Source organism: Methylophaga sp. UBA3613 (assembly GCF_002375415.1).
Lineage (GTDB): Bacteria > Pseudomonadota > Gammaproteobacteria > Nitrosococcales > Methylophagaceae > Methylophaga.
This window is the reverse complement of the sequence record NZ_DFLS01000004.1, coordinates 533,861-549,998: the sequence shown is the minus strand read 5'-3', so window position 1 is coordinate 549,998 and position 16,138 is coordinate 533,861. Positions and strand designations below refer to the sequence as shown.

At 45.5% G+C, this 16,138-nt stretch carries 11 protein-coding genes; all 11 read right to left on the bottom strand.

The genetic code is table 11. The annotated features are described in order from the left end of the window. Positions 1-252: 252 nt before the first annotated feature. The gene (locus B3S93_RS04760; protein ID WP_292354143.1) at positions 253-1,965 is read right to left on the bottom strand and encodes a bifunctional protein-serine/threonine kinase/phosphatase; all 1,713 of its coding nucleotides are present in this window, start codon (positions 1,963-1,965) and stop codon (positions 253-255) included. 14 nt (positions 1,966-1,979) lie between these two features. Beyond that, positions 1,980-3,446, bottom strand: a complete 1,467-nt coding sequence (locus B3S93_RS04755; protein WP_292354141.1) for a NarK family nitrate/nitrite MFS transporter — start codon at positions 3,444-3,446, stop codon at positions 1,980-1,982. Between the two features lie 166 nt (positions 3,447-3,612). Continuing rightward, positions 3,613-5,112 (bottom strand): diguanylate cyclase domain-containing protein, encoded by a 1,500-nt coding sequence (locus tag B3S93_RS04750; RefSeq protein ID WP_292399527.1) that lies wholly within the window; start codon positions 5,110-5,112, stop codon positions 3,613-3,615. A gap of 35 nt (positions 5,113-5,147) precedes the next feature. Next, complete coding sequence (locus B3S93_RS04745; RefSeq protein ID WP_292399530.1) at positions 5,148-6,425, bottom strand: EAL domain-containing protein; 1,278 nt, start codon at positions 6,423-6,425, stop codon at positions 5,148-5,150. Between the two features lie 117 nt (positions 6,426-6,542). Next, positions 6,543-7,334, bottom strand: a complete 792-nt coding sequence (locus B3S93_RS04740; RefSeq protein WP_292354135.1) for an ABC transporter ATP-binding protein — start codon at positions 7,332-7,334, stop codon at positions 6,543-6,545. A gap of 9 nt (positions 7,335-7,343) precedes the next feature. Continuing rightward, positions 7,344-8,366 (bottom strand): ABC transporter permease, encoded by a 1,023-nt coding sequence (locus tag B3S93_RS04735; protein WP_292354133.1) that lies wholly within the window; start codon positions 8,364-8,366, stop codon positions 7,344-7,346. A gap of 39 nt (positions 8,367-8,405) precedes the next feature. After that, positions 8,406-9,797: a CmpA/NrtA family ABC transporter substrate-binding protein gene (locus B3S93_RS04730; protein ID WP_292354131.1), complete on the bottom strand. Its 1,392-nt coding sequence runs from the start codon at positions 9,795-9,797 to the stop codon at positions 8,406-8,408. Between the two features lie 379 nt (positions 9,798-10,176). Then, positions 10,177-10,794 carry an ANTAR domain-containing response regulator gene (locus tag B3S93_RS04725; protein ID WP_292399533.1) on the bottom strand — a complete coding sequence of 206 codons (618 nt, stop codon included), beginning with the start codon at positions 10,792-10,794 and terminating at the stop codon, positions 10,177-10,179. After that, the gene (locus B3S93_RS04720; protein ID WP_292354127.1) at positions 10,778-11,644 is read right to left on the bottom strand and encodes a nitrate- and nitrite sensing domain-containing protein; all 867 of its coding nucleotides are present in this window, start codon (positions 11,642-11,644) and stop codon (positions 10,778-10,780) included. Before B3S93_RS04720 ends, B3S93_RS04725 begins: the two co-directional genes overlap by 17 nt. Positions 11,645-12,046: 402 nt before the next feature. Beyond that, a complete protein-coding gene (locus B3S93_RS04715; RefSeq protein WP_292354125.1) occupies positions 12,047-13,294 on the bottom strand; it encodes a hypothetical protein in 1,248 nt (415 codons plus the stop codon). Positions 13,295-13,480: 186 nt separating this feature from the next. Then, complete coding sequence (locus B3S93_RS04710; protein ID WP_292399536.1) at positions 13,481-16,129, bottom strand: nitrate reductase; 2,649 nt, start codon at positions 16,127-16,129, stop codon at positions 13,481-13,483. Positions 16,130-16,138: the final 9 nt, after the last annotated feature.

The following is a 16,138-nucleotide window of genomic DNA, read 5'->3' as shown; positions in this document are numbered from 1 at the left end:
CTTGAATTCAGATTTGTCTGCTAATTTTTCCCACACTGTTAGATTGGTTGTTGTGGGGTGATATATGTTCAACAAACGCAGTATTAAACAATTTCTCATCATCAGTTTTCATTGTTTATTAGCATTACTGCTTCTGATACAAATGAGTTTTCAATGGTTGTTTCCCATCACTAAAATCAAGCGAAGTCTGAAATCTCACCTAGTAGACCCCTCTTTACTTTGTGACCGATCAGAAATGAAGATCTGACACCATCAACCCAATAGTTGGTACAGCAATAGTAGATTAAATAACAAACTTAATACTGCTAACGTTTGCCAGAATCGCACAGGATGACGTTCAATCAATGGCACAAATTCAGTTTGTAAAAATGCCGGGTTGGGTTTTAGCAGGTCCGTCTGCAGTTCGGATAAGGCTTCATAGCGTCGTTGTGGATTAAGCTGTACGGACTTTTCTATCGCTTTATCAACCCACACAGGAATATCGTTTGTCACTAGCGTCAGAGATTTATAATTCAGGCGGCTCAATTGCTGACGATTTATGTGTTTTTCGAAACGCTTTCCGTAAGGTAACTGTCCGCTCAGCAATTGGTAAATAATCGAGCCCAAAGAAAACTGATCAGCCTGCACTCCCGCCTGTTCTCCCAGTAGATATTCAGGCGCGGTAAATTCTTTGGTTCCCAGCAGTTTTTTGCGTTCTATCGGCGATGCCACATCCGCGATACCAGCTATTCGGGTGGAACCAAAATCAATAATTTTCACCACACCTTCATCACTAAGCAGGACATTACCGGGCTTAAGATCTTGATGCAGCATATCCAGTCGGTGAAATGCCCGAAGTCCTGAGATCAGTTGTGGGAGTATCTGTCTGACTTCACTCAGACTAAGTGGCCCTTCATCATCCAGTTTCTGTTGCAGCGTTTTGCCCGCCACATATTCCATCACATAATAAAGAAAGCGTCGGGGACGCTGTTGCTCAACGATGCGAACGACATGGGCATTGTCAATTCGTCGTCCAATCCACTCTTCCAGCTGAAAACGTTCCAGATAGGCCGGATCATCTTCAAAGTTTACTGAGGGTGTTTTCAACACCACTTTCTGCTGGGTTTGGGTATCTATTGCCAGATACAGCTGACTGGTGGAACTGGCATGCAGCTCACGTAACACCCGGTAACCATCAAGAATGACACCTTCGTACAATTCTGGTGGAAACGGTAACGCCGTCAATCGGGCATAGACTTCATCCGGCTTGGGATCAGATAACTCGTCAATACAAAACACTTGGCAGCTTACATTATCTCCACTGCCGTTTTGCAACGCTAACTCACACAATTCTTTGGCACACTGCTCAGGATCAGCATTGTCGCTTAACTGCTGTTTAATGACATTGTCTGCAACAAACTCATAAACACCATCCGTCATCAATATAAAAACATCACCCTGTTCCACAGCCAGGTTTTTATAGTCGATATCCAAAGCATAATCGACTCCCAATGCCCGTCCCAGATATTCCTTTCCTTGATCCAGTTTTATACGGTGATCCTGGGTTAGTTGTTCCAGCGTATTATTACGATAATGATAGATACGGGCATCGCCAACATGAAATAGATGAGCGGTAACTGATTTGATAATCACCGCCGAGAAGGTCGTAGCAAAGCCTCGTGACATTTCCCGAAACTGATGACTCTGGCCACACAGCCAGACATTTATCGCCGTTAAAACCTTGCCACCGGATTGTTTGACCGACCAGGTATCTGGTGTACTGAAATAATCAGCAATAAATCCGGTGATGGCGGCATGACTGGCCTCGCGGGCCTGTTCGCTGCTACTGATACCATCGGCAATTGCACAGATGGTACCCTTGCTTTCCAGCAGCAAGCTGTTCTCCGGGGCATAAAAACCGATCGCATCCTGATTTTCGGCTTTCACTCCGGCCCGCGAGTATTGCCCGCAACGGACTTTCAGCATGATCTCGATCCCGTTTAATGCACGTCGATCATTTGCACGGTTCCATCCGGCAATACTTCTGCCATCTGGCCGCGCGGCTCATCCATAAATTGCACTACGATCAAGGTAACAACCGCGGTGGCAGCAATTACCCAGAAAAACAACTGCGCTGAGACCACGGACAATACCGTCAAAAACAATAACGCACCGACATTACCATATGCGCCTGCCATGCCAGCAATTTGTCCCGTCAGACGACGTTGCACTAAAGGTACCACAGCAAACACCGCTCCTTCACCCGCCTGAACAAAGAACGAACAGCACATGGTCGCCAACACAGCTAATACAATAAACCATTCAGGCGTAATCAGGCCCATAACAAAATAGCCCACAGCCAGGCCTGCCAGACAAATGGTCAGCGTCAATTTACGACCCAGCTTATCACTGAAGTAACCGCCGGTTGGGCGTGAGACCAGATTCATAAAGGCAAAACCGGATGCCAGTAGTCCGGCCTGAACAACAGTAATATCAAATGTTTCACTGAAAAATAGCGGTAACATCGACACCACCGCTAACTCAGAACCGAACGTTGCCAGATAGGCCAGATTCAGCACCGCGACCTGCTTGAATTTGTAACGATGAATTTCTGGAACCGGCGTATGAAATATAGATTTGTTGACCTGAAAAATATGATAAAGCTGGTACAAAAACAACAGTATTAGTCCAGCATAAATCAGCATGGATACTGATTCAGTCAGTAATGAGACCCCGTTTGGAGACAGTTTCCAGGCCAGTAGTGCCAAAGCGCCATACATCGGCAGAGTCATCAGAATTAATAAAACAAAGTCGCCTTTGCTGGTAACTTCCATTGCCCCGGACTTTTTCGGTTTGAAATAAGTTGACCCTTTTGGCGTATCAGAAACGCTGTTGTAATAGATAAACGCATAAATCAATGCAATTAAGCCGGTCAGCGCTACCGCATAACGCCAGCCTTCATCACCGCCAAACATCAACGCAATCGTCGGCAGACTCATCGCCGCTGCAGCTGAACCAAAATTACCCCAGCCCCCGTAAATGCCTTCCGCCAGACCGACCTGTTTAGCTGGAAACCACTCTGAAATCATTCGAATACCGATAACAAAACCGGCACCAACAAAGCCCAGCATAAAACGAGCTAAGGCCATTTGTTCAAAACTGTCGGCCATCGCAAAAAAGAAACACAACATACTGGAAATCCCCAGCAGCAATGAATACATGATTTTGGGGCCGTATTTATCTACTAACATCCCCACCACAATCCGGGCAGGAATGGTCAGCGCGACATTCAGAATCAATAGAGTTTTAACTTGCTGGTCGGTGAGGCCAAGTGTTTCTTTAATCGAAACCAGTAATGGTGCATGGTTAAACCAGACCACAAAACTGATAAAAAAAGCCATCCAGCTGAGATGTAAAATGCGGCTGTTACCGCTGAAGGATAAAAATTTTAAATTTGAGGCAGACATTGTGTTCTCACTTCAGAACGTTTGACCAACATTGGTCATCATCTAAAGCGGGAATTATGCCAACTTATAAGCTATTGATTTTGTTAAGTACTTATTATTTAAACAGGTATCTTATGCACTTATTTAAGCCGTAGTTATTCTTGCTGCACCATGGCTGTGCAGATTGTCAGGCGACAAAGGCCACTGCATTCTTGCCTGATTGTTTTACCCGGTACATCGCTTCATCGGCTGCTTTTAACAAGGCATCAATGTTTTCACCGTCCTCGGGATAACGGGCAATGCCAATACTGGCCCCCACCTGACAAGGGCAGTTATCAATCACCATTTTTTCGGAAAGTGTAGCAATGATTTTATCGCCTACCGTTTGTAAATGCGTATCTTTAGCTACATCACTAATCAGCACGACAAACTCATCTCCACCAATACGGAATACGGTATCCGATGCACGTAAACGCTGACCAATGCGCTGGGCCACCTCTTTTAATAAAGCATCACCCACATGATGACCACAGTCGTCATTAACGGATTTGAAGTTATCCAGATCAATAAACATCATCGCCAGCGAAGTACCCTTACGCTGTGCCTGTAATATGGCCTGCTCTGCCAGCAGGCTGAACTGTGCCCGGTTGGCCAGACCGGTCAAACTGTCTTTATGCGCCATTTCGGTGAGCGCCAGCTCCAATTGTTTGCGTTCGGTAATATCACGAATATCACCGCTGAGTTCAATGGTGCGACCATCTTCACTACGATTGAGTTGAAGTAACATTTCCGCATCAATTAGTGCATTGTCAGCCCTGACCAGTTGTACTTCACAGCGGCTATAAGGCAAAGGACGAAATTTTTTGGCCAGTAATAATAAATGTGAGATGCGTGTCGCTGATTCCTGATCAAACAGGCGGTGGTAGTGTTGGCCGAGATAATAACGTTCTTCGTGTTGCAGCAATAATTTCACTGACGCACTAATAAAGGTGATATTGCCACTGGCAGAATTGATGACGATAACGATATCTGAGCTTTTTTCCATCAGCTTGCTGAAATACTGCTCGCGACGGATCAATCGACTTATTGCCATCACAAATGACAACAGAATCAAAATCACAATAATGCTCTGTAGTCCTCTCAACAAATATGTTTGCCGTTTAGCAGAAGCTTCGAGTTGATTGGTTAATTTATTCATCAGGGCAAGTAACTGCGGATTATCCGCCACCATGGCATTCACCAGTTGCTCCAACGCCGATTCCCTAAGCTGCATTTGTTGAATAGACCGGTACAACGGTTCCCACAACTCAATTGACTGCTTCAGTGTTTTTTGAATTACGGTTTCCTTGAATTGTTCAACCTGAATAAGTTGACCATTGGCGCTTAACGTTTCACCACCATTCATCATGGCGTTAAGAGTTTGATCGAATAAGGACATGGCCTCCATCAATTCCTGATAAGCCTCGTCGGTACTAAGCCCCTGACTCTGCTGATAACGCATTAACAACAGTGCTTTGGTCATTTTCTGTGACAACATGCGTTGACGACCAGCAATATTGATATTGATTGAGGAAGCTTCCAGCTGAACCGAAATATGATAATTCATTGCCAGTAACGTGACATCAAAGATAATCACCAGACTGAGTGGCAGCAAAAAATGTCGGTACTTTTTGATTACCTCAAACATGCCCCCCCCTTGTTATCCGCTAAGGATTTTTAGCGTTAATCGTCCTGCCAGTCCAGATCGCAACAAAACACATAAAGCTTGTTATGTACCACTACCGTCTGGGAAACCGTGATGCACATTCTGGAATCGGCAACGGATAGATAAGGTCGACTAACCTGCATTTCACCGGGATGTTCAATGGCTCTGAAATGATAGTGTTTGTGTGACCAATTAGCATTATCACCTGACAAAAGCGGGGTAAAACGCGTATCCATTTTTTGCTGGTAATGTGGAGAATAGACATTTCTGGCCATCTGATAGCCAACTTCATCCAATAAATAACAGCGCACCGCACGCTTTTCCTTAAACAAAATAAGCGTGCTGGTATCAAAGGCATTGGTAATAGAAAATTCACTGACAGCCTGACGAAACAGTGTTTCGATCTTTTTGAAATCCTGATTCATTTGATGGCTGTTTTTAAAACGCTGGCGTTGCTGAATTTTCAAAAGATGATCAATATCTTCAGCAAATTTCGTGTTTTGAGAGATACGTTGTTGCGGGCGGGCAAAATAGAACCCCTGAACCATATCGGCGTTGGCGGCAATAGCCACCAGCGCTTCCCGTTCAGTTTCCACCCCTTCTATTACCACCAGACTACCGGCTTCGTGGATCAGTGAAACGACCCCAGTCAGAATGCGTTCAACTCGACTCGAGGTGCCCGCACCATGGATCATGCTGCGATCAATTTTTACAATATCCGGTTCCAATTCCCAGATACGATCAAAATTGGAATGCCCGGCACCAAAATCATCAATCGCTATCAGGCAGCCCAAATCCCGAAAGTGGCGAATCAAACTACGTAAGTATTGCCGGTCATCAATTTCACTTTCGAGAATTTCAATCACCACGCGATGGGGAGTAATACCGGTTTGTTCAAATAATGTGTTCATAAAGCCGGCATCCGGCCGCTCAGAAACCAGACATTGTGAATTCAGGTTCAAAAACAACCATGTTTCACCATTCGGCTGACGGGCAAAATTGTGCATATGCAACCGTCGACATAATCGATCCAAAGACAGGTTTTCCACACCGGTTTGGGGTATTGCCAGCAGCTCTAGTGGTGAATGAGGTTGTTGTTCTGTATCGACCGCGCGAATCAGTCCTTCGTAGCCAACAGGACGACGATGCGAGATGCTGAAAATGGGCTGAAAATGACTGCTCAACGTTAAATGATGATAATCAGCCGTCACATATAGACAGGTTTGTTCAGCATCATGCATCTGCTGCATTGGCATACCTTTAAATTCTGATTGGAAAGCAACTGTGTTCAACATAATATAGCGGTCAATTCACCGAGAAGTTTTGTTAATTATCAAACCTGCCCAAGTTGAGCAGGTTTGATTCACACTTGCATCCATGCCAACGCGTCTTATTTAGCTCATTTCAACGCATTAGGCAGCCTTCCTGGCATGCCTTTGATGTAAAAATTTAATCACTTCAGAACGGTAATGGTTGTAATCGGCATTATCTGCCAAGTCCAGTCTTTGTCTGGGTCTGGGAAGATCTACCTGCAGAATTTCACCAATACTGGCTGCCGGACCATTGGTCATCATCACGATTTTGTCAGACAGCAACACGGCTTCATCCACATCATGGGTAATCATAATAACGGTGTTGTTCAAATCTGCCTGAATTTCCATCAACGAATCTTGTAAATGGGCACGAGTCAACGCATCCAATGCACCGAATGGCTCATCCATTAACAAGACTTTTGGCTCCATTGCCAACGCTCTTGCAATACCGATACGTTGTTTCATACCACCTGAAATTTCCGCGGGTAGTTTATCTTTGGCATGAGTCATATGCACCAATTCCAGATTATGCAATGTCCAGTCACGAATTTGCTGACGATTACGGGTTTTACCAAACACCGATTTCACTGCCAATTCGACATTTTGATAACAAGTAAGCCAGGGAAACAAGGCATGATTCTGGAACACGATAGCCCGATCCGGACCCGGTTCATTTACCTCTTTGCCCTGGAGAATCACTCCACCTTCAGTGGCCTGATACAAACCACCAACAATATTCATAACGGTCGATTTACCACAGCCTGAGTGACCAATAATACTGACAAATTCGCCTTTATTGATTTGGATGTTCACATTGTCCAACGCCCTAAATGGGCCATTGGCGGTTGGAAAATCAATGCTGACATGATCGATATTTAAATAACTTTCCATTGTCTGCTCCTAGCGAATATTTGCGGTTTTGTCGTATGAGAAAAACTTCTGCAATGTGAGCATAATGCGATCCAAGGCAAAGCCAATCAGACCAATCGCCAATACCGCGACCATAATACGGCTGAGCGAATTGGAACTGCCATTTTGGAACTCATCCCAGACAAACTTACCCAGCCCCGGGTTTTGTGCGAGCATTTCTGCTGCAATTAATACCATCCAGCCGATCCCCAGCGAAATTCTCAATCCGGTAAAAATCATCGGAATGGAAGAAGGAACCACGATTTTCCACACCGTCGTGAAATATCCCAGTCGCAACACCTTTCCCACATTAAGCAAGTCACGATCAATGGAGGACACGCCAACCGCAGTATTAATCAAGGTCGGCCACAAAGAACACAACATAACGGTGATGGCCGAGGTAATAAATGACTTGGAGAACATCGGATCGGCCGAGACATACACTGCACTGACCACCATGGTCACAATGGGCAGCCAGGCCAGTGGTGACACTGGTTTGAAAATCTGGATCAGAGGATTTATTGCGTTATACAGATTTTGACTTAAACCACTGACGATACCGATCGGAATCGCAATCAAACTGGCCAGCAGAAAACCGACAAATACGGTAAACAGACTGGTCCATATCTGATCAATAAAAGTGGGTCTTCCATTGAAGTCCCGAACTTTAATTTCGGCATCGGGATTTTTCGCCAGTTTGTTCGCATTCCGCTGTTCCTGGCGCTGATAAAAATCTGTCTCACGCTGACGTTCAGCCTGATGTTCTTCATTCAGCACCTTAACCTGCTCCCATACCTGAACCGGTCCGGGTAATTGGCCAAGACTGGTATCAACTTTGGCAGCTCCAAAATGCCAGAAAAATAGAAAGGCAAGCATCGCTATCAATGGCAAACCAATCATTTTTACTAGCTGTTGAAATTGAAACCCGGCGGGTTCCCCACCAGCGATTTTCGCCAGTGGGACGAACCAGTTGAGCCCCGTTATTTCCAGAAAATATATAAGTTTATCGTTCATAAGAGTCCATCTTTGTCCGTTTTATGAAAAGCAGGGGAATTAATCCACCTGCTCCTCTCCTTTCAGGCCAATGGCAAATTTTTCCAGGTAAGCATTAGGTGCTGTCCCGTCAAATTCGATACCATCGATAAACTCATTTTGAGCCGGTTTGAAACCCGTTTCAGAGGTGAAATCTGGGAAATCTGTTACAGCTAACTTGCCCTCTTCAATCAATTCTTTTGCTGCAATTTGATAAATATCGGGACGATAAACTTTCTTTGCCATATCGGTATACCAGCTATCCGATTTGGCTTCCGGGATCTGGCCCCAACGACGCATTTGGGTCAGATACCAGATGGCGTCACTGTAATATGGATAGGTCGCGTTATAACGGAAAAACACGTTGAAATCGGGGATTTCACGTTTATCACCTTTTTCGTATTCAAAGGTGCCCGTCATACTGTTAGCAATGACATCATAATCAGCACCGACATAATAACTTTGTGAAAGTATTTCAACGGCCTCAGGACGATTGGCATTATTCTCAGCATCCAGCCAATGTGCAGCACGGATAAGGGCCTTAACTAATGCAATATGGGTGTTGGGGTTTTCATCAGCCCATTGCTGGCTAACACCGAACACCTTCTCTGGGTTATTTTTCCAGATTTCGTAGTCGGTAATCACCGGTACCCCGATCTCCATAAATACTGCCTGCTGATTCCATGGCTCGCCCACGCAATAACCTTCAATGGTTCCAGCTTCCATCGTCGATGGCATTTGAGGTGGAGGTGTGACCGATAACAAGGCTTCTGCCTTAAGCTGACCACTACTGTCACCTTTGTGCGGTGCGTAATAGCCTGGATGAATGCCACCAGCTGCCAGCCAGTAACGTAATTCATAGTTATGGGTGGAGACAGGAAAAACCATGCCCATATTGAACGACTTACCTTGCTGTTTGTAACTATCAATAACCGGTTTTAAAGCTTCAGCACTGATTGGATGCTGGGGCTTGCCATCCTCAGCCGTGGGGATATGCGGTTTCATCTGTTCCCATACATTATTGGAAACGGTGATCGCATTACCATTGAGATCCATACTGAAGGCGGTAATGATATCGGCCTGAGTTCCATAACCAATTGTCGCACCAAGCGGTTGTCCGGCAAGCATATGAGCACCATCAAGTGCACCATTAATTACTCCATCCAGCAGCACTTTCCAGTTTGCCTGGGCTTCCAGCGTGACGTACAAGCCTTCATCTTCAAAAAAACCTTTTTCATAGGCGATTGCTAATGGCGCCATATCGGTGAGCTTGATAAAACCGAGGCGAAGATCTTCTTTTTCCAGCTCTCCCGGAGCTGCCAGTGAGTTTGTCGAAAAACTGATAACACCAATGATGCCAACGGCAGATAACCAGCGGCGTATGGAATGTGAATTTACTTTAGGTAAAGACATAAATAGCTCCAACTTTTAGGGCCAGTTCATTCTGATGATTCCATTACTGGAGATCATAAAAACAAGGCCAGAGGACAGAAAACGGCGACGTTGCCCGATACCGGGGAAATCATTTCCAGACACGGTTTTCAATCCTGCGTTGGATTGTTCCAGGACCCTCTGATTTTCATAGCCAAGAACAAAAACGGCTATGAAAAAACAACAGATCCCACTGTCCTATTTGCAGTTAATATGCCAATCACATACCTATTTAAAAAATAATATATTTCAATCACTTATAAAATCGCTTTACTAATAATCAATTTCAACTTGCGTCGCTTTGGGGCTTAACAAAAGGTCTGGCACTCAGATGGTGCAGTAACAGACCATTTTATTTAACTCAGTTATGAGGATGAGTTTCCAGCAGGTTTGCTGTAGCCAAGACCTGTTTTGCCAACATCGCCAGACGCATGTTCTGGTTCATCGCTGTGGTGCGTAACAGACGATAAGCTTCGTCCTCACTGCACTGACGCTGCTGCATCAAAACGCCTTTTGCACGGTCAATAATCTTGCGTTCTGCCAGTTTGGTTTCCAGTGATTGCACCTGTTGACGCATCGTCTGTTGTTGCAGAAAACGGTTTCGTGCTGTGCTCAGTAACGGCAACACCCTATGCGGTTGTAAACCATCAACCACATACGCACTGACGCCAAGCTCAATAGCCTGTTTTTCGACCTGCGCGTCATAAACGTCGGTGAAAATAACCACTGGCATTGGCTGCTGTCTGAGTAACATATCGACAAGCGCCATCATGTCACTATCGCAATTACGAACGGCCAGAATGAACATGCCAGTAAATTCGAGTTGTTTCATGGCTAGTTTAGGAAGAGAAGCCGATTGGTTGGTCACCTCAAACATGGTGCCACTCAATTGTTCGACTAATTGCTGTGCTATATCAGAACGATCGCACACCAATGTGGAGTTAAAATTTTGTGTCATGATGTCAGTTGAGTTTCGCATGATTATCCGCAGCATAGTTAATGATAAGAGAAAACACATTGAGTACCGTATCAATGGCACGGGAGGCCGTTTTAAAGTAATCATCGGCTGATAAGGTAATCGAACCTTCAATCAGCACTTGTTGATCAATGGTCTGTAACAATAAATCTGTATCGCGTTCGATTTTACCGTTTTGACCAGCCAGAATTCCCACCAGGTCTTTATTACGAATTCCGGCAATTTCCCTGAGTAATTCACCGATCCTGCTGTTTGCTGTTAAACGTTGGAATGACAACATCATCGTTTCGGTGCCCCCTGCCTGACCTCGGGCACATAGGGTCGATCCAACGGCACGCATTTGGCCGAGAATTTCAGCAGCTCTGAGAGTGTCAAGACAGATTTCGGATAAGCGAGTGATGTTATCCAGCATAAAATGGTGAAGGTTGTACAAACGGCTAAGATCATCAAACAAAGACAATTGGCCTTCGATCATCGCATTGTGCTGCCGGATAACCTGATGAGGAGTCAGCTTGCGATCCAGTATCTGCTTTTTAAGTCGCGGCCAGTGATCTACAAACGATTGCCATTGCGGTAACGTTTGCATTTCGGTGTTTTGTGCACCGAGAATAAATTGATCGATTTGTTGCTGCAGAAAGGTCAGCTTGCCGACCAGGGAAGCATTTCCAGCACAGACAGCACTGCTGGTGCCCCGATGTTGCTGAGATAAATCAATTAACTGTTTTAAATTAACCAGTTGAGAAATGGCAAATTCTGTACGTCGTTTATCACGGAAATTCAGGGTGAATTGTCTGGTAGCAGCAAAACATGCTGCTACCGATAATGCACCTGCAATGGTGGGGTTGACTATCATAGCCTGACTCTCAATTAGTCGTTGTTCCGATTATTCCCAGCTGAAAAGATAACCAGCCATTAAGCCTAAGGGAGAAATCAACACTAACAAAAGCAGCTTGAATAACTCTTTCATCAAATAGAAAAAATCAACTAAGTATCCCATTGTTGTGGCCTCCTTCTTTGTATGGCAACGACAACGATATTGCATAAGCTGTGCCAGAGATAAAATTATTATTTATCAGTAACTTAAAAATTCATCTTGTCACGTCATGCATTAAAATGGGCTGTAGTAAACGGACCATCGCTTATTTTTGGTGCGCCGAAGCAGAATTACAGATAAAAAAAAGCCAGCCCTGAAGGGCTGGCTTGGTACAACAAAGGCAGCTATGAAAAATCAACAGCCTCTAATACCGAGGAGATATCAGAACTTAACTTGTCCATAGACCCAGAACTTTTCAGTATCCACTAACGATGGAAATTCATCATCCGCTTGATAATCAGCGTATTTCACACCCACGGTGTAATGCTGGTTAAAGGTTTTCTCCAACAGAACATCCAGCTCATTACCGGCATCCAGACTGTCCTGGTCCGTTTCAAAGTCATGGTAGGAAACAATCAGTTTGGCTCCGAAAATCACATTGCCAACGACTGTTAAATAAGCATCTTTCAGTCCTTGTGCCGGAGTGTTCAGGAATTGATCGGCCCAGCCCTGAAACGCATGATTAGTGCCCAGGGGTGTTTTAAAACTGTCCGTTCCATCGCCTTCCTGCACTTCATAAGAGAGTTTGGCCATCCAGCCTTTATGCTTGGCACCCAGCTCTGCCAGATAATAATCCTGAGCATCCATGGTGCCGCTTTTATAATCACTTTGACGGGCATATTCGGCTGTATAAACCAGATTCCAGGCATCATTGATCGCAGGAGCACCACTGAGTCGCACACCCAATGTTTTAGAAGAGGTCGCTTCGGCATCTTCATATTCCAATAAATACCCATAGCCTTCCAGTTTGCCAAATGGTAAACCGCTGTATTGGGCATTAAGCAAATGAGCTTCAACATCAATTACGCCATTTCTGATAATCCCAGCATCACGATCATCCCCAAAAATAGTGTTTATTTTATTGACAAAAGCGTAACTCAGCCTGGTATCAGGTAAAGAAGTATTCTGAATCGAAAAAGCATCAAAGGTTTGATGATTCTGCCGCCATAACACATTACCAATATAACGATGGAATGGTGCATCTCGGTAGGTAATTTGCTGACGACCAAATTTCGCAACGGTATCAAAGCCCTGATAACTCAGATAAGCCTGATTGACTTCAGTACCATCCGGATCTGCCACTACTGAATATTCAGTCTCACCATTAGTGGTGCTATTGTAATTATCACCGCCCAGATCAGTAACATTCTCAAACTCAAGAAATGCACCAAAACCATTTAAACGGCCGGTTTCATACCCCAGGGTAGAACGCACGGTAAATGCATCGGCATCTTTCAGGTCGTTATCCTGTTCAACAGATTCATAACGGGCACGGGCAGAAAAACTGACCTTTCCGCCAGTCAGGGCTTCGATAAAGCTGTCTTGTTCGGCTGCAGCCGCTGTCATTGAAAATGTGCCAATGAAGCTCGCCATCAACGTCGTTGCAGTATATGTAGGTAATTTTGACATGATCCTTCCTTAATTTACGGGCCGCGAAAATACCTTCGGCGACCGAAATATCAAAAAAATAGAGATTGATTTGCCACGTCGTTATGGCTGCATACGCGCTGGGCGGTTCAGAGGGCAATGCATCATCGTAAATACACAACACTCGTCAATTTGTTAAGGCAGAAACAAGCTCTGCCCTGACAGCTGTCAGGAATTAGCCAACAACTGTTTTAATTCGGGAATGCAGGATCCACAGTTGGTCCCTGCTTTTAAACATCGGCCAATATCATCAACCGATTTGGCTTCACCTTTACGGATAGCGTCTTTAATGGTGGTTTCGCCAACACCGAAACAGGCACAAACCATTTTGCCTTTATCCTGCTGTCCCGGCCCTGGACGGCCTGCAAGCAGACTCTGCCGGGCAGCTCCATCCAGTGTTTCTTCTGAAAATAATTGAGATAGCCAGCCACGTTCTGGCAGATAATGGTCGGCAGCCAGAAACATCACAGTCTGTAACTGATTATCAACAATATTGGCAGCACGATAGCGGCCAGCTCGCTGGTCACTGAATTCGATCCATTCACCTTGCTGTTCTGTAATATTCTGAATCCACTCAAGTGGTTGCTCTACCCAGTTTTCACCAGCCAGTTCATAGCGCCAGAACTGCTGACCTTTGACTTTGACCCAATAGGCTGTTTCAGTGAGGCTCAATGGCTTGCGGGATAAAATAAAACCATGCCAGCGCGGCAAAAATGGACGTACATTCACCGGGGTATGTTTGGACTCGGGTTGACCGGAAATGGGATCGGTTAGGGGTGCGACCAATGTGTCGACACGTGCCTGTGAGGCAAACTGTCCATTCCAGTGAATAGGCACAAAGATGCTGCCCGGGCGTTGATCCTGAGTTAAATTCACCCTTCCGGTGAGTCGTCCCCATTTGCTTTCAACCTGGGCCAGAGCCTTGTTCTGGATCTGCCAGTGGCCGGCATCGACCGGGTGCATATCAATCATCGGTTCACTGATATGCGCATTTAATCTGGGTGCCCGTCCGGTGCGGGTCATGGTATGCCATTGATCACGGATACGGCCGGTGTTTAACACTAAAGGATAGGTATCATCGACTTCGTTTTGCGGATAATGCGGGTCAACCGCAATCATTCTGGCTTTACCGGAAGCGGTATAAAAATGATTATCGGTAAACATTCTCGCTGTGCCCTGAGGCGCATTTTCGGTCACTGGCCACTGAATGGGTTGCAACGATTCATATTCCTGCTCGGTGATATTGGCCAGAGCGCTAATATCAAAATCACGCTGTCCCTGATTTTCAAAGGCAGACAATCTGGCATGTTCACGAAAGACATCTACGGCCGTTTCAAACTGAAACTGTTCAGCAAAGCCCATACGTTTGCCGACTTCCTTGAGCATCCACCAATCGGCTTTAGCTTCACCGGGTGCTGGTAAAAAAGCCCGTTGATGACTGATACGTCTTTCAGAGTTGGTGACAGTGCCGTCTTTTTCGCCCCAACCAAGCGCCGGCAGCAGTACATCGGCAAATTCGGTGCAGTCCGTTTGCTTTTCAATTTCAGAAACAATGACCAATTCACAGCTTTCCAACGCTCTCTTGACCTGATCAGCATCCGGGATGCTCACCACCGGGTTGGTGGCAATAATCCAGACAGCTTTGATGTCGCCACGCTCTATCGCATGAAACATCTCAATAGTTTTATGACCGGCAGTATTGGTTAAGCGATCGGTATTCCAGAAACGTGACAAACGATCATGATGTTCTGGTTTGTCTATTTCCATATGAGCCGCCAGCTGATTGCTCAAGCCACCGACTTCACGCCCGCCCATCGCATTGGGTTGACCAGTAATGGAAAACGGCCCCATACCGACTTTGCCAATCCGACCAGTGGCCAGGTGACAGTTGATAATGGCATTACATTTATCCGTGCCGCTGGTCGATTGATTAACGCCTTGAGAGAACAGACTGATCGTTTTTTCAGTCGAAGCAAACAATTGATAAAACTTTGCTATATCGGCTTCCGATATTTCCGTCTGACGTGCCACTTGTGGAATATTGGCCGCGGTTTTTCCCGCCGAATCCAGTGATGATGCAAAGCCTTCCACATATTGCTCAAGATAATGCCAGTCGATACAGTCATGCTGTTTGAGATAGCTCAGCAAACCATTAAATAAAAACGCATCCGCACCTGGCCGTAATGGCAGATGCAAATCGGCGATATCGCAGGTGGCCGTTTTTCGGGGGTCAATCACTACCACTTTCATATTCGGCCGGTTTTGCTTGGCCTGAGTAATACGCTGAAACAGTACCGGATGACACCATGCAGTATTGGAACCGACAATCACCAATAGATCAGTTTGTTCGAGATCCTCATAGCTGCACGGCACCGTATCACTGCCAAATGCACGTTTATGCGCGGCCACTGCAGAAGACATGCATAAGCGTGAATTCGTCTCGATATTGCCACTGCCAATAAAACCTTTCATCAGTTTATTGGCCATATAGTAATCTTCGGTCAGAATTTGACCTGACACATAAAACGCCACGGCCTCCGGACCATGTTCATCAATGATCTGTTTAAACCGGTCACTGACATGGTTCAATGCGTTATCCCAGTCAACCCGTTTGCCATTTACCTGTGGATACAACAAACGATTATCCAGACCGACGGTTTCCCCTAAAGCAGAACCTTTTGAACACAAGCGTCCTAAATTAGCGGGATGGGACGGATCACCTTTTATGGCGACCGTACCATCGGTTTGCGGAGCAGCTAAAACGCCGCAGCCGACGCCACAATAGGGACAAGTTGTTTGTGTTGCGTGTTGTGCCAACAGTCAATC